The organism is Caulobacter sp. Root487D2Y (assembly GCF_001427165.1).
Classification (GTDB): Bacteria; Pseudomonadota; Alphaproteobacteria; order Caulobacterales; family Caulobacteraceae; genus Caulobacter.
Genome location: NZ_LMFD01000010.1, coordinates 966453 through 987341, shown reverse-complemented (window position 1 = coordinate 987341; position 20889 = coordinate 966453). Strand labels below are relative to the sequence as shown.

Here is a 20889-nt window from a genome sequence, read left to right as displayed (position 1 = left end):
CCGGCAAGGCTCGCACCTATAAGGGCGCTCCTTCCGGATCGGAGCGTGGCGCAGCCTGGTAGCGCACTTGACTGGGGGTCAAGGGGTCGCAGGTTCGAATCCTGTCGCTCCGACCATTCCTCCCCGTGGGGAATGAGACCGGAAGAATGGAAAGGCCGCCCTCCGGGGCGGCCTTTTTCGTTTTGGACATTCGCGGTGCGGCGAACACCTGCCCCCTACGGATCGCTTCGCGATCGTCTTCCCCCACAGGGGGAAGAGGGGCGTTGCGGGGCGTCCTCCGCCCCCTACGGGCCGGACAGGCGGCGAAGCCGCCAGGTGGGGGCAAGTCGGTGAGCTACTGCCCGATCTTCTTGTCCGCCTTGCCCATCCACGACATCAGCGGCATCAGCGGCAGGCCCCAGCCCATGCCGGCGACCACGAAATAGATCAGGTGCACCGCGCGATTGTTGGGCAGGTAGTCGTAGAGGCTCGTGAAGGCCCAGATCCAGGCGGCCAGGTACACAAGAATGCCGATCCCGCCGATGAACTTGCGCAGGCGGGCGGGGATAAGAGGAGCGCTCAAGCGGGTCTCCGGAAGACACTCGAAACAATGCCGAGAACGGCCAGGAAGAAGATCGCACCCACGCTGGAGACCAGCAGGCTGCCGAGGAAGCCGTCGAACTGGAAGTCCAGCCGTTGGGCGATGAAGGTTCCGATGAACGAACCGACGACGCCGATCAAGAGCTTGGTGAACAGCGCATGCCGGCGGGCCAGCACCAGGTCGGCCACCCAGCCGGCCAGGATGCCGATCACCACGGCCACGAACACGCCAACCCCGCTCATGATGGTCTCCGCCCCCAAACGCCGCGCATCATCGCACGCCGCGCCTTAAGCGTCATGAGGCCATGGACGACGGCGCGCGTCAGGGGTACGGCAGGGCTTCGCCGTATTTCGGCCCTCAACTGACGTTCTTTCCGGCTGTCATGACGTCCTTCTTACGTTCCGATCGTTCAAGGCCCGTGGCCATCTGGCTGTTCGTCGTGGCCGTCCTGGTGTTCGCCATGGTGGTGGTCGGGGGCGCGACGCGCCTGACCGACTCGGGGCTGTCGATCACCCAGTGGAAGCCGATCATGGGCGCGCTGCCGCCGATGTCGGACGAGGCCTGGCGGGCCAATTTCGAGCTCTACAAGAAGATCCCGCAGTACCGGCTGATCAACGCCGGCATGACGCTGGAGGCCTATAAGGGCATCTTCTGGTGGGAGTGGGCGCACCGGCTGCTGGGCCGACTGGTCGGGGCGGCGTTCGCCATCCCGTTCGTGTTCTTCCTGGTCCGCCGGATGATCCCGCGCCGCCTGATCTGGCGCTGCGCGGTGCTGCTGGGCCTGGGCGGCCTGCAGGGGCTGGTCGGCTGGTGGATGGTGTCCAGCGGCCTGTCCGAGCGGGTCTCGGTGGCGCCCGAGCGGCTGATGATCCACCTGGGCCTGGCCCTGATCCTGTTCGTCTTCCTGATCTGGACGGCGCTGGACGCCTGGTCCGGCTCGCCGCGCATCGAGGAGCGCACCGACTGGCGCGGCTGGGCCCTGGCCTTCCTGGGCGCGGTGTTCTTCCAGAGTCTGCTGGGCGCCCTGGTGGCCGGCAACGACGCGGGTCTGGTCTACAACGACTGGCCGCTGATGAACGGCGCCCTGATCCCGGCCGAATACGCCGGCCACGGCTTCTGGGGCACGATCGCCCACAGCCAGGGCGCGGTGCAGCTGCATCACCGGCTGATGGCCTACGCCCTGTTCGTCGCCGCCCTCATCATCGGCCTGGCCGCGACCCGTTCGCGCCGCCTGCCGGACGAGGCCAAACTGACCGCCTTCGTGCTGGTCGGGGTGGTCTGCCTGCAGGCCGGCCTGGGGATCTGGACCTTGATGACCGCCGTGCCCCTGGCCCTGGGCGTGCTGCACCAGGCCGGAGCGGCGATCCTGCTGGCCACCGCCACCGGTTTCGCCTGGCGGGTGCGGCGGCCTTAAGGCCCCGCGTCCTTCGAGGCCCGCTTCGCGGGCGCCTCGGGATGAGGAATTCAGAGGCGACTCACGGTCCTCATCCTGAGGTGCGAGGCGAAGCCGAGCCTCGAAGGACGCGGGGCTTTCGCGGCGACGCTCTAAGAACTGTCACGAAACGCCAGCACAGGACGTTCGACGTCCTTGCTGGAGCCTACCCGTGACCCGCGCCCCCGTGTTCCTCGCCGCCGCCCTCGTCGCCCTGTCCGCCGCCTCGGCCCTGGCCGCGCCGAAACCCGCCCTCAAACCGGTCGCCCCGGTGACCAACGCCGCGCCCGGCGACGCCTACTACCAGGCCGGCCAGGCGGCCCTGGCCAAGGCCCTGGCGGTCAGTCCCCGGACCGGCAAGGCCAAGAACGTCATCCTGTTCCTCGGCGACGGCATGGGCATCTCGACCGTGGTCGCCAGCCGCATCTACGAAGGCCAGCAGCGGGACGTCGACGGCGAGAGCAATGCGCTGTCGTTCGAGAAGCTGCCTTGGACGGCGCTGTCCAAGACCTACAGCCACGACACCCAGGTGACCGACAGCGCCGCCGGCATCACCGCCATCACCACCGGCGTGAAGACCCGCAACAAGATCATCGGCCTGACCGGCGCCGCGCTTCCCGAGAAGTGCGCGACCGAGGCCGGCCAGCGGGTCGAGACCATCGCCGAGCTGGCCAAGGCCCATGGCCTGTCGGCGGGCGCGGTGACCACCACCCGCATCACCCACGCCACCCCGGCCGGGACCTACGCCCACACCGCCTATCGCGACTGGGAAGGCGACGGCGACATGCCGACCGAGGCCCTGGCCGCCGGCTGCAAGGACATCGCCCGTCAGCTGGTCGAGGCCCCGGCGGGCCTTCGCCTGGACGTGGCCCTGGGGGGAGGGCGCTCGCGCTTCCTGCCCGTGGTCAAGGACGGCAAGCGCGCCGACGGCCGCGACCTGACCGCCGAGTGGCTGAAGGCCGCGGGGTCGGCCTATGTGACCACCGACGCCGAACTGGCGGCGCTGGATCCGGCCAGGACCGGCCCGGTGCTGGGCCTGTTCGCCAACGAGCACCTGCCCTACGAGGTCGAGCGGCCGATGCTGGGGCAGGGCGTGCCGACCCTGGCGGCCATGGCGACCAAGGCCGTCGACCTGCTGTCGAAGAATCCCAAGGGCTATTTCCTGCTGGTCGAGGGCGGCAAGATCGACATGGGCAGCCACCTGAACAACGCCAAGCGGACCCTGAGCGAGACGGTCGAGTTCGCCAAGGCGGTCCAGGCCGTGCTGGACAAGGTGAACCTGGACGACACCCTGGTGATCGTCACCGCCGACCACAGCCACGGCCTGGTGATCTCGGGCTACGCCAACCGCAACGCCCCGATCCTGGGCCTGGCGGGCAACGAGGGCGAGCCGGTCCTGGCCGGCGACGGCAAGCCCTACACGGTGCTGAGCTTCGCCACCGGCCCCGGCGGCCCGGAAGGCTCCAGCCTGCGCGGCGATCCGGCCAAGGAAGACACCGACGACATCGACTACCACCAGAACGCCACGGCCTTCCTGGGCAGCTCTGCCCACTCGGGCGAGGACGTGGGCGTGTTCGCCGACGGTCCGGGCGCCTATCTGGTGCATGGGGTGGTGGAGGAGAGCTTCCTCTACCAGGTCATGCGCCACGCCTACGGGTTCGACGAAGCGGCGAAGTAGGGCGGACGAGGCTTCCCAAGAATTGTCATCCGGACGAGCGCGTAGCGCGAAGATCCGGGACCGACCTGGAGCGCTGAGCTCAGGCGTCGGTCCCGGGTCTTCGCTGCGCTACGCCCGGGATGACAGCCTAAAGGGGACGGCTGAGGCACGTGATGCGGTATCATAATACCCGACCACGAAAACCCTTGTCCTGTAAGGGTTTGCGGAGTTTCTTGCGCGCGCATTGTTGACAGGCCGCGAACGCTCCTGTACCTGCCGCCCCTCACGCAGACGGAGCCGCTTTCCTTGGCCCCCGACGCACAAGGAATACGGATCAATCCCATGCAAAAGACCACGGCTTCCCTGAAGCCCGCCGAGGTCGAGAAGAAGTGGATCGTGGTCGACGCCCAGGACGCCGTTGTCGGTCGTCTGGCGACGTTCATCGCCATGCGTCTTCGCGGCAAGCATCGTCCCGACTACACCCCGAACGTCGATTGCGGCGACTTCGTCGTCGTGATCAACGCCGACAAGGTGAAGTTCACCGGCAAGAAGATGGACGACAAGGTTTACTACCGCCACACCGGTCACCCGGGCGGCGTCAAGTCGACCACCCCGCGCAAGCTGCTGGAAGGCCGCTTCCCGGAACGCGTCCTCGAAAAGGCCGTCGAGCGCATGCTGCCCAAGGAAAGCCCCCTGGCGCGCAAGCAACTGACCCACCTGCTCATCTACAACAACGGTGAGCACCCGCACCAAGCGCAGAGCCCGGAAGCGATCGACTTCGCTTCGCGCAACGCCAAGAACACCCGGAGCGCCTAAGTCATGTCCGAAGCTCAAGGCTTTGACGCGCTGGCCAGCCTGTCCAGCAACCCCGAAGCGGCCGCTCCGGCCGTCCAGAAGATCGACGCCCAGGGCCGCGCCTACGCGACCGGCAAGCGCAAGAACGCGATCGCTCGCGTCTGGATCAAGCCGGGCAAGGGCTCGATCACGATCAACGGTCGTGACCAAGAGGTCTATTTCGCCCGCCCCGTGCTGCGCATGATGATCGCCCAGCCCCTGGAGGTCACCGACCGCCTGGGCCAGTTCGACGTCGTCGTCACCGTGGAAGGCTCGGGCCTGTCGGGCCAAGCCGGCGCCGTGCGTCACGGCCTGTCCAAGGCCCTGACCTACTACGAGCCCGGCCTGCGCGCCGCGCTGAAGCCGCACGGCTTCCTGACCCGCGACAGCCGCGTCGTCGAGCGTAAGAAGTACGGCAAGGCCAAGGCTCGCCGCTCCTTCCAGTTCTCGAAGCGCTAAGCGTTTCAGCACTCAAGAAAGAGGCCGCGGTTTCCGCGGCCTCTTTTTTTGCCTGAAACCCCGAATCTGCCGGTACCTTGCCGCCCCTATCGATGGCCGCAGTCACGCTTGCTGACGCGCTTCCATCTCGCAGCGGATGTCGAGGGCGTCATGGAAGTCAGTCAGGCCGTCAAGGATTCGATCCTGCAGCTGGGCGCCAAGCGCGTCATGTTCGAGCAGGCCAGCGAGACGCTGGAGACCATCGTCCTGGGCTCCTCGCACGGCGACTACGCCTTCGACCCGGCCTACGTCCCGAATTCGTTCAATCTCTGCTACCGGTCGCTGGACCTGAAGCACTGCTATTCGCTGTATCAGCGGACGATCACGGCCTGCCCGAACCTGAAGAACCTGGTGCTCTTCTACTCGGTGTTCTCGCCCGGCAGCATGCTGGAGCGGAGCCCCAACGAGGGCGAGATCGGCCCGTTGTTCAGCGCCCTGTTCGACCTGGAGGTCGAGTACCAGTCCGAGCACCTGACAAAGCTGGCGCAGGCCCTGACCCAGCAGCTGCAGGAGGGCATGGCCGCCACCCTGATCGAAGAGGCCGCCAAGCTGGATGGTCATGCCGGCTTCATGCCGAACTACAAGGGCGCGGTCCCGGCCTCGGAGTTCAAGACCCGTCTGCTGTCGCACATCAAGCACAATTACGAGTCCGGGGCGGACTACTACCTGCTGAAGATCCTGGCCCTGGCCAATCGGCTGGGCCACGCGGTGACCATCGTCATCCCGCCGGTGAGCTCGGCCTATCGAAACGCCCTCAACACGCGGTCCAGCGTCCTCTTCCGCGAACTGATCGAGGTGGTGGACCTGTTCCCCTGGACCGTGCCGATCAAGGTGTTGAACGCCTATGACGACGAGGCCTACGAGGACTCGTTCTTCGTCGACAGCGACCACTTGGACGCCCGCGGCGAGGGGACCCGGATGCTGTCGCGGGCGATCGCCGCGATGGTCGCGGGCTCCGAAGCCGCGGCCTAGCGCGCGGCGACACGACAATCCGCCCGGGCGCGGCCCAAAGACCCGTTTCGCTCGCCAGCGGAGTAGGCTAGATCGTCCGCTCCTCAAGGTTCGGGTTACGGGAGGGCGCATGGCCCCCAAGGTCTTCATCGACGGCGAAGCGGGCACCACCGGGCTGCAGATCCGCGAGCGCCTGGTCGGCCGCAAGGACCTGCAGCTGGTCTCGATCGATCCGGACAAGCGCAAGGACCCGGAAGCCCGCAAGGCGATGCTGAACAGCGCCGACGCCGTGATCCTGTGCCTGCCCGACGACGCGGCCAAGGAGGCCGTGGCGCTGATCGAGGACCCGAAGGTCAAGGTGATCGACGCCTCGACCGCCCACCGCACCGCGCCCGGCTGGACCTACGGCTTCCCGGAGCTGGACGGCGAACAACGGGGCAAGATCGCCAAGTCGACGCGGGTGTCGAACCCCGGCTGCTACGCGACCGGCGCCATCGCCCTGGTCCGCCCGCTGGTCAGCGCCGACATCATCGCCGCCGACCTGCCGATCTCGTTCAACGCCGTGTCCGGCTACAGCGGCGGCGGCAAGGCGATGATCGCCGAGTTCGAGGACGAGACCTCGCCGACCTACACCACGGTGCCGTACCGGATCTACGCCACCGGGCTGAACCACAAGCACCTGCCCGAGATCCAGTCGCACGGCGGCCTGCTGACCCGGCCGATCTTCACCCCGGCCGTCGGACGTTACGCCCAGGGCATGCTGGTCGAGCTGCCCCTGCACCTGGGCATGCTGAACGGCAGCGTCTCGGTGAGCGAGATCCACGAGGCCCTGGCCGAGCACTATGCCCGCGAGGCCTTCGTCGAGGTGGCGTCGCTGCACGAGGCCAAGAGCCTGACCACCCTCGACCCCGAGGGCCTGAACGGCACCAACCGCCTGAAGCTGTTCGTGTTCGGCTCGGAAACCAGCGGCCAGGTCCGCCTGGTGGCCCTGCTCGACAACCTGGGCAAGGGCGCCTCCGGCGCGGCCGTCCAGAACCTGAACCTGATGCTGGGCCTGAAGGAAGGCGCGGGGCTCTAGGCTTCGCGTCTCGGTCGCCTCACGCCCGCCAGCGATAATGCCCGACCGCCGTGTGGAGCTTGAACATCCACAACGGCTCCTCCTTGGCGCCCCAGCCGATGTTGTGGACCACGCGCACCCCTTCGGGACCTTCGCTGACCACGCCGATGTGGGGGCGGCCGCCCCAGACCCGCCAGGTGAGGATGTCGCCGGGCCGCGGTTCGTCGAAGCGGTCGCCGGCGGCCTTGGGCGGCGCGACCGCCAACTGGGCGCGCTGGCGGGTCAGGTAGGTCTCCACGTTCAACACCCGGCGATGGTCGATGTTGGAGTCCGGCCCCTTCAGGCCCCAGGCGCCCTTGGAGGGATACGCGTCGAAGTCGCGGGTCATGTCCTCGTGGATCAACTGCTGCAAGTCCGCGCGCCAGGCGTCGCGGGCGGCGCGGATCAGCACGTCGGCGCAGACGCCGGTTGAGCGCAGGACGTCGCCGTTGGGGTAGGGGATCGCGCGATAGCTGGGATCATAGCTCTTGGTGACGCCGACCTGGCTGCGCGCGGCTTCCGCCAGGCGTTGGCCGCTCGGCGCGGGGACCGGCCGCGCGAAGACCTCGCCCGCGCCGAAGATCGGCGTCGCGACCAGCATCCCTAGCGCGGTCCGGCGATGAAGGCCCATGCCGGAAAGCTCCACCAGAATCCGGGCGAGTTTTGGGCGAACGTGGGTCGATCGCGTGGAGCCGGTTCAAGGATTTGGCGCAGGGGTCTAGTCGGCGTCCGGCTCCAGAAGCCGCGGCCCCGCGCCCTGGGCGGCCAGGGCGTCGCGCGGGTTTCTGAGCGGGCAGGTCTTCAGCGACAGGCAGCCGCAGCCGATGCAGTCGTCCAGCTGGTCGCGCAGCTGGTTGAGGCGGCGGATGCGCTCGTCGAGTTCCGCTTGCCAGGCCCGCGACAGCGCCGCCCAGTCCTCGGCGGTCGGCGCGCGCCCCTGGGGCAGGGCCGCCAACGCCGCCTGAATCGAGGCCAGCGGGATGCCGGTGCGCTGGGCGACCTTGATCACCGCCACCCGCCGCAGCACGCCGCGCGGATAGCGCCGCTGATTGCCCTCGGTCCGCAGGCTGCGGATCAGGCCCTTGGTCTCGTAGAAGTGCAGGGTCGAGACCGCCACGCCGCTGCGCCTGGCCACCTCGCCGACGCTCAACGTGCCGCTGGGAACGGCGAAATCCGGGTTCGACATTCGCGCTTGACCTCAACTTTGGTTGAGGTTTTACACGAAGAGCTCCTTCCACGGCAAACGCCCTTCCAGGAGCCACCATGACCACGCTCACCGTTCCCGACCGCGCCACCGTCGCCGCCGTGCTCGCGGAGGCTCCGACCCCGCGACCGGTCCTCGCCGTCAACGTCATCCGCATCAAGCCCGGCCGCTTCGAAGAGTTCATGGCCCTGCAAATGGCGCATCTGGAGCGGATCCGGGGCACGGTTCCCGGCGTGGTCGGCAGCCGGATGTTGGTCTCGCCGGAGCGCGACGCGGTGGTGCTGGTCTCGGCCTTCGACACGGCCGAGCACGCCCAGGCCTTCCGGCGCGACCCGCGCTTCGTCGAACACCTCGAGCGGGCGGGCGGGCTGGTCGAAAGCACGGAGGCGATGCCGGTCGAGCTGGCCTACGAGGTCGGCGTGATTTGAAAACACGCTTCGCCAACCGCCGTCGTCTTGCGATTTGTTCGGGGGACGACGACGGTTTGGGCTAGGGCGTACAACCTTCAAGCTCAGGTGCGTGGTCCTCGTCCTTCGACAGGCTCGGGATGAGGACCATTTAGAGGCCTGGGCTGTGGAGGAACCTCATCCTGAGCTTGTCGAAGGACGAGGTTTTCGTCCCGGACGCTGGATGTCGATACGATCTAGGCCGTCGGGTTCGACCGCACCCGCACGAAGCTGCCGGGGGCGTCCTCGATCGGCTTGAGGGCGCCCTTGGCCGGGTCGCGGGCCGGGACCTGCTTACCGGACTTGGCCTTCAGCCACGCCGCCCAGTGCGGCCACCAGGAGCCGGGATGCTCGACCGCGCCGGCCCGCCAGCCCTCGACCGAACCGGGCAGATGCTCGTTGGTCCAGTGCTGGTACTTGTTGGCGTCGGGATGATTGATCACCCCGGCGATGTGGCCCGAGCCGGCCATGGTGAAGGTCACCGGCCCGCCGAACGCCCGGGCGCCGCGATAGACGCTGCGAAACGGCGCGATGTGGTCGTCCTTGGATGACTGCACATAGATCGGGATCTTGACCTTAGACAGGTCCAGCTTCTCGCCGCCCAGGGTCAGATGGCCCTGGGTCAGGGCGTTGTCCTTGTAGAAATTGCGCAGGTAGTAGAGGTGCAGGGCTTTGGGCATGCGCGTCTGGTCGGCGTTCCAGAACAGCAGGTCGAACGGCCGCGGCTCCTTGCCCATCAGGTAGTTGTTGATGAAGAACGACCAGATCAGGTCGTTGCCGCGCAGGCTGTTGAAGGTGTCGGCCATCGACTGGCTGGGCAGGTAGCCGCCCTGGCGGTCGATCTGCTCCTCGATGGTCTTGATCCAGGCCTCGTCGGTGAACAGCAGCAGGTCGCCGGCCTCGGAAAAGTCCTGCTGGGCGGCGAAGAAGGTGGCCGAATTGATCCGCTTGTCGCCCTTGGCGGCCATGTGGGCCAGGGCGCAGGACAGCAGCGTGCCCCCGATGCAGTAGCCGACGGTGTTGACCTTGTTGACGCCGGTCTGGGTCATGACCTGCTGGCTGGCGTCGTAGATCCCCTCGAACATGTAGTCCTCGAAGGTCTTGTCGGCCTGGCGGCTGTCGGGATTGACCCACGAGGCGACGAACACCGTGAAGCCCTGGTCGGTCAGCCAGCGGATCATCGAATTCTCGGGCCGCAGGTCCAGGATGTAGAACTTGTTGATCCACGGCGGGAAGATCAGCAGCGGGATCTCGTACACCGTCTCGGTGGTCGGGGCGAACTGCAGCAGCTGCAGGATGTCGTTCTGATAGACGACCTTGCCCGGCGCGGTGGCGACGTTCTCGCCGACCTTGAACTTGGCCAGGTCCGTCTGGCTGATGGCCAGTTGTCCGCCGCCGCGCTCCAGGTCGGCGGCGAAGTTCTCCATGCCGCGCACCAGGCTCTCGCCCTTGCTCTGCATCACCTCGCGCAGGGCGGCGGGGTTGGAGATCAGGAAGTTCGACGGCGAGAAGGCGTCGGTCAGCATCTTGGTGAAGAACTCGACCCGGCGCTTGACGTTCGGATCGACGCCGTCGGCCTGCGAGACCAGGTCGTTCAGCCAGTTCGACGACAGCAGGTAGCTCTGCTTCATCATGTCGAACATCGGGTTGGACGCCCAGTCGGGGTCGCTGAACCGCTTGTCGCCCTGGGCGGGGGCGACCACGGGCTGGGTCGGCTCGCCGGTCATCTTGCGGGCGGCGGACTGCCACAGGTCCATGTAGCGGCTGAACAGGTCGGCTTGAGCGCGCAGCAGCCGGTCGGGCTGGGCGGCCAGGCTGGTCATCACTTCGTTGAAGGCGGGGCCGACGTGGAAGGGGTCGGGGCTGAGGGCCGCGGGGCGGTCGGCCTGGCGCAGGGCGGCCTCGGCGATCGCGCCCTGGGCGGTGACGGCGGCGCGGGCCAGGTTGGCCGACAGCGTCTCCAGCATCTGGCGCTGGTCGGGCGACAGGAAGACTTCGAAATCGGGCAGGGCGGTCGCGACTGGCGGTGGATCGCGATCGGCCGGGCGCGTGGCCGATTCGGCGGCCTTGACCCGAGAGTCCGGCGCGAGGTCGACTTTCGGCGAAACCTTCGGGGCGGCCTTGGTCTTGGTCTTGGCGGCGCCTGGCGCCGCATCCGCCTTGGCGGCGGGCCTTTTGCGCGGTTTGGGGGAGGTTTCGGTCGTGGCCATGGACTTCCTTCCACCGTCTTGTCTTGGGCCATCTCGCCTGAGCGGTGCGGATGGCCTTTCGCTCGCCGCGATCATCGCATAAGACCTGAGACAAGATGAACGACGAAACCGGTAAAATCGTACGTCTTGGCGTACTCTTTCGCGGCGCGGCTCTGATGGGCCTGCTGGCGGGACTGACCGCGTGCGCCTCGTCGATGTCTTCGATGTCGCCGTTCTCGCCGCCGCCGGCCGATCCCAGCTCGCCGGTGGCCGCCGCGGCCAACGCCGCGGCCCAGGATTCCAAGCACGCCAGCGCGCCGCGCTTCATCGACATCCCGCCGATTCCGACCGACGTGCGCACGCCCGTCGAGTTCAAGAAGGCTGTCGGCGCTGAAAAAGTGGCCGCCGACAAGCTGAAGCGCGAGACCGCGCCCAGCACCTGGACCCTGTCCGACACCGAAGGCTACGCGTCCAAGGCCCGCAAGCTGGGCGAGGCCCCGCCGAGCGACATTCCCACCGACGCCGACCGCGCCGCGACCGAAGCCTTCGCAAAGGCGGCGCGCGACCGAGCTATCGCGCCTCCGTCCAAGCCCCAATAGGGCGACGGAGGCATAAAATTCCCGTAACTGGCTTGGCTATGCCCCGCTTGGGGTCTATCCATGCCCGACATCCGCTCCCGGCGCGCCGCTGCGGCGCAATGAGCATTTCATGACCTCCGATTTCCACCGCATCCGTCGCCTGCCGCCTTACGTCTTCGAAGAAGTGAACAAGATCAAGGCGCGCCTGCGCGCCGAGGGCGTCGACATCATCGACTTCGGGATGGGTAATCCCGACATGCCCACGCCCAAGCATATCGTCGACAAGCTGATCGAAACCGCGCGCGACCCCAAGGCCGGTCGCTATTCGGCGTCCAAGGGCATCGCCGGTCTGCGCAAGGCCATGGCCGGCTATTACGGCCGCCGGTTCGGCGTGAAGCTGAACCCTGACACCGAGGTGATCGCCACCCTGGGCTCCAAGGAAGGCTTCGCCAACCTGGCCCAGGCCCTGACCGCCCCGGGCGACGTGGTCATCTGTCCGAACCCGGCCTATCCGATCCACGCCTTCGGCTTCATCATGGCCGGCGGCGTCATCCGCCACGTGCCGGCCCTGACCCCCGAGCAGTACCTGTCCAACATCAGCCGCGCGGCCAAGCACTCGGTGCCGCCGGCCAGCGTGCTGATCCTGTCCTATCCGTCCAACCCGACGGCGCAGTGGGTGGACCTGGACTTCTACAAGGACGCCGTCGCCCTGGCGAAAAAGCACGAGCTGCTGGTGATCAGCGACGTGGCCTATGGCGAGATCTATTTCGACAACAACCCGCCGCCCTCGATCCTGCAGGTCGACGGGGCCAAGGACATCGCCGTGGAGGTCAATTCGCTGTCGAAGACCTACGCCATGGCCGGCTGGCGCGTGGGCATGGTGGTCGGCAACGCCCGGATCTGCGCGGCCCTGGCCCGGGTGAAGTCCTACCTGGACTACGGCGCCTACACCCCGGTGCAGGTGGCCGCGGCCGCCGCCTTGAACGGCCCGCAGGACTGCGTCGACGAGATCCGCGCCATCTACAAGGGCCGTCGCGACACCCTGGTGTCGTCGATGAAGCGCGCCGGCTGGGAGATTCCCAACCCGCCGGCCTCGATGTTCGCCTGGGCCAAGATCCCCCCGCAGTTCGAAGCGGCCGGCTCGATGCTGTTCTCGCGTCTGCTGATCGAGGAGGCCGGCGTCGCGGTGGCCCCCGGCATCGGCTTCGGCGAATACGGCGAGGGCTATGTGCGCATCGGCCTCGTCGAGAACGAGCAGCGGATCAAGCAGGCCGCCCGCAACGTCAAGAAGTTCATCGCCAACGCCGACACCATCCTGGCCAAGGCGCACAACAAGATGGAGCAGGTCTAGCGGCGGGACCGAAATCCTCGTCCTTCGACAAGCTCAGGATGAGGATTTCCACTGACACATCGCAAGTAGCCCTCATCCTGAGCTTGTCGAAGGACGAGGGCGGACCCTCGGCGCTAGAAGTTTCGTACGAACTAGGAAATGCAAGCATGACCCAGAAAACCTGGCGCGTCGGCGTCGCCGGCCTCGGCACCGTCGGCGGAGGGCTGCTGCAGTTCCTGGCCGAGCAGCCGGACTTCGCCCCGGCCGGCGACCGGGCCGTGGTGACGGCGGTCTCGGCCCGCTCCAAGTCGCGACCGCGCACGGTCGACATCTCGGGCCTGACCTGGTTCGACGATCCAGTGGCCCTGGCTTCGTCGCCGGACGTGGACCTGTTCGTCGAGCTGGTCGGCGGCAGCGACGGTCCGGCCAAGGCCGCCGTCGAGGCGGCCCTGAAGCTGGGCAAGCCGGTGGTCACCGCCAACAAGGCCCTGATCGCCGAGCACGGCGCCGAACTGGCCGCCCTGGCCGAGGCCAACGACGCGCCGCTGCTGTTCGAAGCGGCGGTCATGGGCGGCACGCCGGCCGTGAAGATGCTGCGCGAGGCCATGGTCGGTGACGAGGTGATCGGCGTGGCCGGCATCCTCAACGGCACCTGCAACTTCATCCTCAGCGAGATGGAGAAGACCGGCCGCGATTTCGCCGACGTGCTGCGCGAGGCGCAAGGGTTAGGCTACGCCGAGGCCGACCCGACCATGGACGTCGGCGGCTTCGACGCCGGCCACAAGATCAGCATCCTGGCCGCCCTGGCCTTCGGCTGCGCGCCCGACTTCGGCGCCGCCGAGATCGAAGGCATTAGCGACGTCGAGCTGCTGGACATCAAGCTGGCCAAGGACCTGGGCTATCGCATCAAGCTGGTGGCGGGCGCGGCCAAGAGCGACGACGGCGTGTCGGTGAAAGTGCATCCGTCGCTGGTGCCGCTGGAGCATCCGCTGGCCCAGGCGGGCGGGGCGCTCAACGCGCTGTTCATCGAGGGCAAGCGGATCGGCCGGATCTTCATCCAGGGCCCGGGCGCGGGCGCGGGCCCGACCGCCGCCGCCGTGGCCGCCGACATCGCCGACGTGATGACCGGCGCCAAGCGTCCGGTGTTCCAGGCCCCGGCCGGCCAGCTGAAGCCGTTCGTGGCCGTCGATCCGGCCCGTTCGGTGGGCAAGGCCTATCTGCGGATCATGGTCCGCGACGAGCCGGGGGCCATCGCCGCCATCTCCGAGACCCTGGCCGAATGCACGGTCTCGATCGATAGTTTCCTGCAGAAGCCCGTCGAGGGCGCGGGCGGCGTGCCGATCGTGCTCGTCACGCACGCGACTCCCGAATCCAATCTCCTCGACGCGATTAGTCGCATCGAAAAACTGCACGCCGTGCTAGAGCGTCCCCGCCTTTTGCGCGTCGCGCGCATCTGAGAACCGCGCCAAGCGGTCGGCACGGAAAGCCTCGCATAGGCTGGGAGACGTTGATGAGTTCGAAGACCCTGGACCGCGCGCTGGTCCTGGACGCGGTTCGCGTGACCGAAGCCGCCGCCATCGCTTCATGGTCGATGGTCGGCCGGGGCGACGAGATGGCGGCCGACCAGGCCGCGGTCGACGCCATGCGCAACGCGCTGAATGAACTGGCGATCGACGGCGAGATCGTGATCGGCGAGGGCGAGCGCGACGAGGCGCCCATGCTCTATATCGGCGAGAAGGTCGGCACCGGCAAAGGCCCGAAGATCGACATCGCCCTGGACCCGCTGGAAGGCACCACTCTGACGGCCAAGGCCATGCCCAACGCGTTGGCCGTCATGGCCTGGGCGCCCAAGGGCAGCCTGCTGAACGCCCCCGACACCTACATGGACAAGATCGCCTGCGGTCCGGGCCTGCCGGCCGGGGTGATCGACCTGGACAAGTCGCCCGCCGACAACATCAAGGCCGTGGCCGCCGCCAAGGGCGTCGCGCCCGAGCAGATCACAGTCTGCGTGCTGGACCGTCCGCGCCACGCCGAGATCATCGCCAGCGTCCGCTCGGTGGGCGCGCGGGTCAATCTGATCACCGACGGCGACGTGGCCGGGGTGATCGCCACCACCGATCCCTCGACAGGCATCGACCTCTACGTCGGCTCCGGCGGGGCGCCCGAGGGCGTGCTGGCCTGCGCGGCGCTGAAATGCGTCGGCGGCCAGTTCCAGGGGCGCCTGCTGTTCCGCAACGGCGACGAACGCGCCCGGGCCGCCAAGTGGGGCATCACCGAGCTCGACAAGAAGTACGACCTGCACGAGATCGTCCGCGCCGACGCGATCTTCGCGGCCACCGGCGTCACCTGGGGCAACCTGCTGGACGGCGTGACCTTCAAGGACGGCTTCGTCCACACCCACACGCTGGTCATGAATTCATCGACCGGCACGGTGCGCGAAGTCCGCATGAAGCGGAAGGCCTAGGCCTCGGCTAAGGTCGCCCGCGCGAATCTCATCTTCCCTACGAGGCCCCGTATGACCACGCTGACCGATCTCGCCGGATGGCTCGCCCAGGAGCCGGCTGGCGACGAGGTGAAGGCCGTCGTCGAGGTGATCGCCGGGGCCTGCGCCCAGATCAGCAAGGTCGTGGCCTCGGGCGCGATCTCCGGCAGCCTGGGCGCGGCCGGCCAGGTCAATGTCCAGGACGAAGAGCAGAAGAAGCTCGACATCATCACCAACGACATCCTGCGCGACGCGCTGAACGATTGCCCGCTGGTGGCCGGCCTGGCGTCCGAGGAGCTGGAGGTGATCGAGACCACCGGGGCCGTCGGCGGCTTCCTGGTGACCTTCGATCCGCTGGACGGGTCCAGCAACATCGACGTCAACGTGTCGGTCGGCACGATCTTCTCGATCCTGCCCGCGCCGGCCGGCGTGGCCCCCACCGAAGCCGACTTCCTGCTGCCGGGCCGCCAGCAGGTCGCCGCCGGCTACGCCGTCTACGGCCCGCAGACCATGCTGGTGCTGACCCTGTCCAAGGGCGTGGTCGGCTTCACGCTCGACGCCGACGGCGCCTGGCGGCTGACCCACCCGACCATCGCCGTCCCGGCCGACACCGCCGAGTTCGCGATCAACATGTCCAACCAGCGTCACTGGGCCGAGCCGGTGCGGCGCTACATCGACGGCTGCCTGCAGGGCAAGTCGGGCCCGCGGGCCAAGAACTTCAACATGCGCTGGGTCGCCTCGATGGTGGCCGACGTCCACCGCATCCTGATGCGCGGCGGGATCTTCATGTACCCGTGGGACGCCCGCGAGCCCGACAAGCCGGGCAAGCTGCGCCTGCTGTACGAAGCCAACCCGATGTCGCTGATCGTCGAGCGGGCGGGCGGCCAGTCGACCGACGGCAAGACCCCGATCCTCGACCTGCGGCCGACCAAGCTGCACCAGCGGGTGCCCGTGGTGCTGGGTTCGGCCAACGAGGTGGCGCTGGTGGCGGAGATGTCGGCGACCTGAGGGCCATCGCCGGCGGGACCGCCCTCGTCCTTCGACAAGCTCAGGATGAGGGCTAGTGGAAGGGCTGTTCAGTAGAAACCTCATCCCGAGCTTGTCGAAGGACGAGGTTTCGGATCAGCCGCGTCCGTTTCTGACGCACCAACGCCCTATCTTCCGACCTCGCGCCGCATGGAGCGAATCCGCCTAAGCGCGTAGGCTCGGGAGATGACCACGACAGCCAAGCTCAGCATTTCCGGCCGTCTTCCCGCGCGGGGGGGCTGAGCCATGGCCGACGGACACGCTTCGCTCGATACGGGCCACTTCCTCGACGTTTCCCGCTCGATCAGCGGCCGGGCCTGGCGCGAGCGGCCCGCCGACGCGGCGATCGTCCGCAGCCACCAGCAGGTCCACGGCCTGTCCGAGCCCCTGGCCCGGGCCCTGGCCTCGCGCGGCGTCGGCGTCGACGCGGCCGAGCACTATCTGCGGCCCACCCTGAAGGCGCTGTTCCCCGATCCCTCCAGCTTCACCGACATGGACCGGGCCGCCGAGATCCTGATCGACGCGCTGCAAAGCGGCCGCTCGACCATGGTGTTCGCCGACTACGACGTCGACGGCGCCACCAGCGCCGCCCAGCTGGTGCGATGGTTCCGCTACATGGGCGTCGAGCTGCCGATCTACATTCCCGACCGCCTGACCGAGGGCTACGGCCCCAGTCCGGCGGCCTTCAAGACCATCCGCGACACCGGCGCCGAGCTGGTCGTCACGCTCGACTGCGGGGCGGCGGCCTATGACGCCATCGCCAGCGCCGCCACCATCGGCCTCGAGGTGGTGGTGATCGACCACCACTTGATGCGCGAGGACCCGCCGGCCGCCGCCGCCGTGGTCAATCCCAACCGGCCGGGCTGCCAGAGCGGGCAGGGGGTGCTGGCCGCCGCCGGGGTGACCTTCGTGCTGCTGGCCGCCCTCAACCGCGAGGCCCGCAAGCGCGGCCTGTTCACCGACGAGCGGCCGCAGCCGGATCTGCGCCAATGGCTGGACCTGGTGGCCATGGGCGAAGTCTGCGACGTCACTCAGTTGGTCGGCTTCAACCGCGCCCTGACCACCCTGGGCCTGCGCACCATGTCCAGCTGGGGCAATCCGGGCCTGAAGGCGCTGTTCGAGGTCGGCAAGGGCTCGGGACCCGCCTCGGTGTTCCACGCCGGCTTCATCCTGGGGCCGCGCATCAACGCCGGCGGACGGATCGGCCGCTCGGACCTCGGCGCGCGCCTGTTGTCCACGGACGATCCGGAAGAGGCCCGCAGGCTGGCCGAGGAGCTGGACGGCCTCAACACCGAGCGCAAGGCGGTCGAGGCCGCCGTGGTCGAGGAAGCCGCCGCCGTGCTGGAGCGGGGCAGCAATTTCAATCCCGACGCCCCGGTGATCGTGGTGGCCGGGGAGGGGTGGCACCCCGGGGTGATCGGCATCGTCGCCGGCCGCCTGCGCGAGCGCTATCGCAAGCCCGTGGTGGTGATCGGCATCGATCGCGCGGCCAATGTCGGCAAGGGCTCGGGCCGTTCGCAGCCGGGAGTCAATCTGGGCGCGGCGATCCAGGCGGCCTTCGAGGCGGGCCTGCTGATGGCCGGCGGCGGCCACGCCATGGCGGCGGGCCTGTCGATCCGCCCGGATTCGATCCCGGAACTCCGCGCCTTCCTGGAAGAGCGCCTGGCCGGCGAGATGGAGGCCGTGGGCGTCGAGGGGGTCGAGATCGACGCCCTGGTCCAGCCTCGGGCCGCCAATCGCGCCCTCTGGACCGAGTTCCAGCAGCTGGCCCCGTTCGGTCCGGGCAACCCCGAGCCGATGTTCGCCCTGGCCGGCGTTCGGCCCGAGCGGATGATGGCGATGAAGGGCGGCCATGTGCGGGTCGACCTGGTCGGACCGTCGGGCGACCGAATCAAGGCGATCTCCTGGCGCTCGGCCGAGACCCCCCTGGGGGAGCGCCTGCTGGCCGGCGGCGGCGCCCTGCACGTCGTGGGCCGTCTGAAACCGGACGATTATATGGGCCGGGAAGGGGTCCAGCTGGAGATCGAGGACGTCGCCGACCCCCGCATGCGAATGACTTGAAAAAACTGCTCTCGGTCGCTTGCGCCGTGGGGGGAAGCTTTGTATATCGCCTGCTCTTCGCGGCCACGTGGTCCCTTCGTCTATCGGTTAGGACGCCAGATTTTCATTCTGGAGAGAGGGGTTCGACTCCCCTAGGGACTACCACCGCGAAGCCTACTTAGACTTTACATGCGAATACCCGCCTAATGCAGGCGCCGTGGTCCCTTCGTCTATCGGTTAGGACGCCAGATTTTCATTCTGGAGAGAGGGGTTCGACTCCCCTAGGGACTACCACCCCCACGGCCATTTCAGGTTTATGTCGGTTTAGCCGCTGCGACGAAATGTCGCGCGAGGTTTCTGATCGCCGTTCCGCTTCAATTGGTTATTGACGGCTCTCCTCTCGCGAGAACAGTGTTATTCTGTGGTGCTCGCCCCCTGGGCTGTCTGGGCGAGCCAGAGGGGCGGAATGTCTGGTTTCGATTTCGAGGACTCGGGATCGCACGAGGAATTCGTGCGTATCAGCGGTCGCGTGAAGTGGTTCGATACGGGGAAGGGGTACGGTTTCATCGTCCCCGACGATCCAGGCCAGACCGGCCTGAAGGACGTGCTGCTGCACGTCACGTCCCTGCGCAACTGTGGTCGGGAGACGGCGCTGGAGGGCGCGATCATCGTCTGCGACGTGGTCAAGCGCCCCAAGGGCTGGCAGGTGTCCGAGGTCGTGGACCTGGACGAAAGCGCCGCCAGCGCGCCGATGGAGCGGCCCAAGCGGTCGTTCGGCGACGGCGGCATGGGTCTGCGCCGCGATCACGGCTTCCGGTCCGGCATCGACAGCGGCCGCCAGGCGCTGGAGCCCGTGGGCCCGGCCGAGCGCGCCAAGGTCAAATGGTTCAACCGCACCAAGGGCTACGGCTTCGTCGTCCGCGACGGCCAGCCGGGCGACATCTTCGTGCATATCGAGACCCTGCGTCGCGGCGGTCTGGAAGACCTGCAGCCGGGCGACGACGTGATGGTGCGCTTCGCCGAGGGCCCCAAGGGCCTGGTGGTCGCCGAGATCACCGCCGGCGAGGACTAGGCGCGCAAGGGCGTATTCTCCAGGACTGGCTTTCGTCATCGACGCCCTTCGACATCCGCGCGGGGCGTCGTAGGATCGCCGCGTCGCGGGACGCGGCGAGGATGATGAGGCGCGCGTGACCTTGATGACGACGATCGGACGACGGGCCCTGGCGCTGGTCGTCCTGGCCCTGTTCTCCAGCGCCCTGATCGCGGCTCCGGCCCAGGCCTGGCAGGCCAAGCCCAAGCCGGCCCCCGTGGCCGCCCATGGCGCCGCCAAGCCTTCGGCCAAGCTCGACACCGTCGAGATCCTGACCAGTCGCGGGCGGGTCAGGTTCACCGTGGAGCTGGCCGTGACCAAGGCCGAGCAGGAGCGGGGCCTGATGTTCCGCAAGTCGCTGGCGCCCGACCGCGGCATGCTGTTCCCGTACAACCCGCCCCAGCGCGCGGCGTTCTGGATGAAGAACACCCTGATCCCGCTGGACATCATCTACATCGCGCCCGACGGCCGGGTGCTGTCGATCGCCCGCAACGCCGTGCCGCACGACGAGACGCCGATCCCCTCGGGCGGGATCATTCGCGGCGTTCTGGAGATCCCCGGCGGCCGCGCCGCGCAGCTGGGCATCCTGCCGGGCGATCGGGTGCTCAACAAAATCTTCCCCAAAGGCTGAAGCGTGCCCGTTCCGTTTGCTCCCGGCGACGAAGCCCTGTAGAGCACCCGCTCGGTGTTTCGGAGCGTAGCGCAGCCTGGTAGCGCATCTGGTTTGGGACCAGAGGGTCGCAGGTTCAAATCCTGCCGCTCCGACCACCTAAGCCCCTTTTCGAAGGGGCGCCGTTCGACCTGGAGAGGCTTTCATGCTCGCGCGCATCTACCGCCCCGCCAAGACCGCCATGCAGTCGGGCAAGGCCAAGACCAAGGATTGGGTGCTGGAGTTCGAACCGGCCTCGGCCAGACGTTCGGATCCGCTGATGGGTTGGACTCAGTCGAGCGACATGAACGGCCAGGTGCGCCTGAACTTCGAGACCCGCGACGAGGCCGTGGCCTACGCCCAGCGTCACGAGATCTCGTTCCAGCTGTTCGAGCCCAAGACGCCCAAGCGGATCATCAAGGCCTACGCCGACAACTTCGCCGCCGGCCGCCGCCAGCCCTGGACGCACTAGGCTTTACGCCTCAAGTTTCCACGGTTCTCCAAGGTCCCCCTCGGGGGTCCGCGCCCTTAGCTCAGCTGGATAGAGCACTCGCCTTCTAAGCGAGCGGTCGCTGGTTCGAATCCAGCAGGGCGCGCCAATCCCGTCGATTGTACGATCCCGCAGGCCGATGGAGGCGATCGGGTCGCTCTCGCCTCTTCTCGCCCTCGGGAGAGCCCGCTTGTTGGAAGGTCCGCCGAGCGAAAGGCTTCTGGCTGGACCCGCGACCTCGACGCTCAAGGCTGGCGGCGGGGAGCCTTGCACGAGCGCGGCGCCGGCTGGACAAGCCGGCGCCGCAACCAGGGCGT

Annotated in this window: 21 protein-coding genes, 5 tRNA genes and 1 pseudogene; 21 read left to right on the top strand and 6 right to left on the bottom strand. The window is 67.9% G+C overall.

The genetic code is table 11. From position 1 onward, the window contains the following. Positions 1 to 39: 39 nt before the first annotated feature. A tRNA-Pro gene (locus ASD38_RS14310) sits at positions 40 to 116 on the top strand. A gap of 218 nt (positions 117 to 334) precedes the next feature. On the opposite strand, the gene ASD38_RS14305 is transcribed toward ASD38_RS14310, so the two are convergent. Both ASD38_RS14305 and ASD38_RS14300 read right to left on the bottom strand, forming a co-directional pair. Continuing rightward, positions 335 to 562, bottom strand: coding sequence for a DUF2842 domain-containing protein (locus tag ASD38_RS14305; protein WP_056460864.1), 228 nt, complete (start codon positions 560 to 562; stop codon positions 335 to 337). Further along, positions 559 to 822, bottom strand: coding sequence for a GlsB/YeaQ/YmgE family stress response membrane protein (locus tag ASD38_RS14300; protein WP_056446169.1), 264 nt, complete (start codon positions 820 to 822; stop codon positions 559 to 561). The genes ASD38_RS14305 and ASD38_RS14300 overlap by 4 nt, the downstream gene beginning before the upstream one ends. Before the next feature lie 140 nt (positions 823 to 962). Here ASD38_RS14300 and ASD38_RS14295 point away from each other — a divergent pair, with 140 nt between their 5' ends. Further along, the gene (locus tag ASD38_RS14295) at positions 963 to 1994 is read left to right on the top strand and encodes a COX15/CtaA family protein (protein WP_056461461.1); all 1032 of its coding nucleotides are present in this window, start codon (positions 963 to 965) and stop codon (positions 1992 to 1994) included. On the opposite strand, the pseudogene ASD38_RS23955 reads toward ASD38_RS14295, so the two are convergent. Next, positions 1991 to 2108 (bottom strand): annotated as a pseudogene (locus ASD38_RS23955) (hypothetical protein); the annotation flags it as partial. The gene ASD38_RS14295 and the pseudogene ASD38_RS23955 overlap by 4 nt on opposite strands. Positions 2109 to 2184: 76 nt before the next feature. Between ASD38_RS23955 and ASD38_RS14290 the strand changes: the two are divergent. The 5 genes from ASD38_RS14290 to argC all read left to right on the top strand — a co-directional run bounded on the left by ASD38_RS14290 (position 2185) and on the right by argC (position 7030). Then, a complete protein-coding gene (locus tag ASD38_RS14290; protein ID WP_056460861.1) occupies positions 2185 to 3690 on the top strand; it encodes an alkaline phosphatase in 1506 nt (501 codons plus the stop codon). A 321-nt stretch (positions 3691 to 4011) separates the two neighbouring features. Then, positions 4012 to 4485 carry a 50S ribosomal protein L13 gene (gene rplM, locus ASD38_RS14285; protein ID WP_056444711.1) on the top strand — a complete coding sequence of 158 codons (474 nt, stop codon included), beginning with the start codon at positions 4012 to 4014 and terminating at the stop codon, positions 4483 to 4485. A gap of 3 nt (positions 4486 to 4488) precedes the next feature. Continuing rightward, positions 4489 to 4962, top strand: a complete 474-nt coding sequence (rpsI, locus tag ASD38_RS14280) for a 30S ribosomal protein S9 (protein WP_056460858.1) — start codon at positions 4489 to 4491, stop codon at positions 4960 to 4962. 150 nt (positions 4963 to 5112) lie between these two features. Then, positions 5113 to 5973: a hypothetical protein gene (locus ASD38_RS14275; protein ID WP_056460855.1), complete on the top strand. Its 861-nt coding sequence runs from the start codon at positions 5113 to 5115 to the stop codon at positions 5971 to 5973. Between the two features lie 109 nt (positions 5974 to 6082). Then, positions 6083 to 7030, top strand: a complete 948-nt coding sequence (gene argC, locus ASD38_RS14270; RefSeq protein ID WP_056444701.1) for an N-acetyl-gamma-glutamyl-phosphate reductase — start codon at positions 6083 to 6085, stop codon at positions 7028 to 7030. A 19-nt stretch (positions 7031 to 7049) separates the two neighbouring features. Here the strand turns inward: argC and ASD38_RS14265 are convergent, their stop codons facing one another. After that, positions 7050 to 7679 carry a DUF1287 domain-containing protein gene (locus ASD38_RS14265; protein WP_056460852.1) on the bottom strand — a complete coding sequence of 210 codons (630 nt, stop codon included), beginning with the start codon at positions 7677 to 7679 and terminating at the stop codon, positions 7050 to 7052. Between the two features lie 87 nt (positions 7680 to 7766). After that, positions 7767 to 8234: a redox-sensitive transcriptional activator SoxR gene (gene soxR, locus ASD38_RS14260; protein ID WP_056444695.1), complete on the bottom strand. Its 468-nt coding sequence runs from the start codon at positions 8232 to 8234 to the stop codon at positions 7767 to 7769. 77 nt (positions 8235 to 8311) lie between these two features. On the opposite strand from soxR, the gene ASD38_RS14255 reads away from it, so the two are divergent. Further along, a complete protein-coding gene (locus tag ASD38_RS14255; protein WP_056460849.1) occupies positions 8312 to 8680 on the top strand; it encodes a putative quinol monooxygenase in 369 nt (122 codons plus the stop codon). Positions 8681 to 8895: 215 nt separating this feature from the next. On the opposite strand, the gene ASD38_RS14250 is transcribed toward ASD38_RS14255, so the two are convergent. After that, positions 8896 to 10908 carry a class I poly(R)-hydroxyalkanoic acid synthase gene (locus ASD38_RS14250; protein WP_162252139.1) on the bottom strand — a complete coding sequence of 671 codons (2013 nt, stop codon included), beginning with the start codon at positions 10906 to 10908 and terminating at the stop codon, positions 8896 to 8898. Positions 10909 to 11003: 95 nt separating this feature from the next. On the opposite strand from ASD38_RS14250, the gene ASD38_RS14245 reads away from it, so the two are divergent. The 13 genes from ASD38_RS14245 (at position 11004) to ASD38_RS14185 (ending at position 20681) form a co-directional block, all read left to right on the top strand. Further along, complete coding sequence (locus tag ASD38_RS14245) at positions 11004 to 11486, top strand: hypothetical protein (RefSeq protein WP_056460847.1); 483 nt, start codon at positions 11004 to 11006, stop codon at positions 11484 to 11486. A 109-nt stretch (positions 11487 to 11595) separates the two neighbouring features. Continuing rightward, a complete protein-coding gene (locus tag ASD38_RS14240) occupies positions 11596 to 12816 on the top strand; it encodes an LL-diaminopimelate aminotransferase (protein WP_056444685.1) in 1221 nt (406 codons plus the stop codon). Positions 12817 to 12962: 146 nt separating this feature from the next. Then, positions 12963 to 14252 carry a homoserine dehydrogenase gene (locus ASD38_RS14235; protein WP_056460844.1) on the top strand — a complete coding sequence of 430 codons (1290 nt, stop codon included), beginning with the start codon at positions 12963 to 12965 and terminating at the stop codon, positions 14250 to 14252. A 53-nt stretch (positions 14253 to 14305) separates the two neighbouring features. Continuing rightward, the gene (gene glpX, locus ASD38_RS14230; protein ID WP_056444678.1) at positions 14306 to 15259 is read left to right on the top strand and encodes a class II fructose-bisphosphatase; all 954 of its coding nucleotides are present in this window, start codon (positions 14306 to 14308) and stop codon (positions 15257 to 15259) included. A 51-nt stretch (positions 15260 to 15310) separates the two neighbouring features. Continuing rightward, complete coding sequence (locus ASD38_RS14225; protein ID WP_056444675.1) at positions 15311 to 16285, top strand: class 1 fructose-bisphosphatase; 975 nt, start codon at positions 15311 to 15313, stop codon at positions 16283 to 16285. Positions 16286 to 16549: 264 nt separating this feature from the next. Then, on the top strand, positions 16550 to 18364 hold the full coding sequence (gene recJ, locus ASD38_RS14220) for a single-stranded-DNA-specific exonuclease RecJ (protein ID WP_056460841.1): 1815 nt from the start codon (positions 16550 to 16552) through the stop codon (positions 18362 to 18364). Between the two features lie 69 nt (positions 18365 to 18433). Further along, positions 18434 to 18508: transfer RNA gene (locus ASD38_RS14215), tRNA-Glu, on the top strand. A 54-nt stretch (positions 18509 to 18562) separates the two neighbouring features. Then, positions 18563 to 18637 (top strand) — tRNA-Glu (locus ASD38_RS14210). 172 nt (positions 18638 to 18809) lie between these two features. Continuing rightward, positions 18810 to 19415, top strand: a complete 606-nt coding sequence (cspD, locus tag ASD38_RS14205; RefSeq protein ID WP_056444669.1) for a stationary phase survival cold shock domain protein CspD — start codon at positions 18810 to 18812, stop codon at positions 19413 to 19415. A 115-nt stretch (positions 19416 to 19530) separates the two neighbouring features. After that, positions 19531 to 20064: a DUF192 domain-containing protein gene (locus ASD38_RS14200; protein ID WP_235523839.1), complete on the top strand. Its 534-nt coding sequence runs from the start codon at positions 19531 to 19533 to the stop codon at positions 20062 to 20064. Between the two features lie 60 nt (positions 20065 to 20124). Next, positions 20125 to 20201: transfer RNA gene (locus ASD38_RS14195), tRNA-Pro, on the top strand. A gap of 47 nt (positions 20202 to 20248) precedes the next feature. Next, the gene (locus ASD38_RS14190) at positions 20249 to 20554 is read left to right on the top strand and encodes an ETC complex I subunit (protein ID WP_056444663.1); all 306 of its coding nucleotides are present in this window, start codon (positions 20249 to 20251) and stop codon (positions 20552 to 20554) included. Positions 20555 to 20604: 50 nt separating this feature from the next. Further along, a tRNA-Arg gene (locus ASD38_RS14185) sits at positions 20605 to 20681 on the top strand. The last annotated feature ends 208 nt before the right edge of the window (positions 20682 to 20889 follow it).

What these genes read in the sequence shown, in the direction of transcription:
- ASD38_RS14300 (WP_056446169.1), bottom strand. Translation starts at nt 822, where the DNA reads ATGAGCGGGGTTGGCGTGTTCGTGGCCGTGGTGATCGGCATCCTGGCC.
- ASD38_RS14295 (WP_056461461.1), top strand. Translation starts at nt 963, where the DNA reads ATGACGTCCTTCTTACGTTCCGATCGTTCAAGGCCCGTGGCCATCTGG.
- rplM (WP_056444711.1), top strand. Translation starts at nt 4,012, where the DNA reads ATGCAAAAGACCACGGCTTCCCTGAAGCCCGCCGAGGTCGAGAAGAAG.
- rpsI (WP_056460858.1), top strand. Translation starts at nt 4,489, where the DNA reads ATGTCCGAAGCTCAAGGCTTTGACGCGCTGGCCAGCCTGTCCAGCAAC.
- ASD38_RS14275 (WP_056460855.1), top strand. Translation starts at nt 5,113, where the DNA reads ATGGAAGTCAGTCAGGCCGTCAAGGATTCGATCCTGCAGCTGGGCGCC.
- argC (WP_056444701.1), top strand. Translation starts at nt 6,083, where the DNA reads ATGGCCCCCAAGGTCTTCATCGACGGCGAAGCGGGCACCACCGGGCTG.
- ASD38_RS14265 (WP_056460852.1), bottom strand. Translation starts at nt 7,679, where the DNA reads ATGGGCCTTCATCGCCGGACCGCGCTAGGGATGCTGGTCGCGACGCCG.
- soxR (WP_056444695.1), bottom strand. Translation starts at nt 8,234, where the DNA reads ATGTCGAACCCGGATTTCGCCGTTCCCAGCGGCACGTTGAGCGTCGGC.
- ASD38_RS14255 (WP_056460849.1), top strand. Translation starts at nt 8,312, where the DNA reads ATGACCACGCTCACCGTTCCCGACCGCGCCACCGTCGCCGCCGTGCTC.
- ASD38_RS14250 (WP_162252139.1), bottom strand. Translation starts at nt 10,908, where the DNA reads ATGGCCACGACCGAAACCTCCCCCAAACCGCGCAAAAGGCCCGCCGCC.
- ASD38_RS14245 (WP_056460847.1), top strand. Translation starts at nt 11,004, where the DNA reads ATGAACGACGAAACCGGTAAAATCGTACGTCTTGGCGTACTCTTTCGC.
- ASD38_RS14240 (WP_056444685.1), top strand. Translation starts at nt 11,596, where the DNA reads ATGACCTCCGATTTCCACCGCATCCGTCGCCTGCCGCCTTACGTCTTC.
- ASD38_RS14235 (WP_056460844.1), top strand. Translation starts at nt 12,963, where the DNA reads ATGACCCAGAAAACCTGGCGCGTCGGCGTCGCCGGCCTCGGCACCGTC.
- glpX (WP_056444678.1), top strand. Translation starts at nt 14,306, where the DNA reads ATGAGTTCGAAGACCCTGGACCGCGCGCTGGTCCTGGACGCGGTTCGC.
- ASD38_RS14225 (WP_056444675.1), top strand. Translation starts at nt 15,311, where the DNA reads ATGACCACGCTGACCGATCTCGCCGGATGGCTCGCCCAGGAGCCGGCT.
- recJ (WP_056460841.1), top strand. Translation starts at nt 16,550, where the DNA reads ATGGCCGACGGACACGCTTCGCTCGATACGGGCCACTTCCTCGACGTT.
- cspD (WP_056444669.1), top strand. Translation starts at nt 18,810, where the DNA reads ATGTCTGGTTTCGATTTCGAGGACTCGGGATCGCACGAGGAATTCGTG.
- ASD38_RS14190 (WP_056444663.1), top strand. Translation starts at nt 20,249, where the DNA reads ATGCTCGCGCGCATCTACCGCCCCGCCAAGACCGCCATGCAGTCGGGC.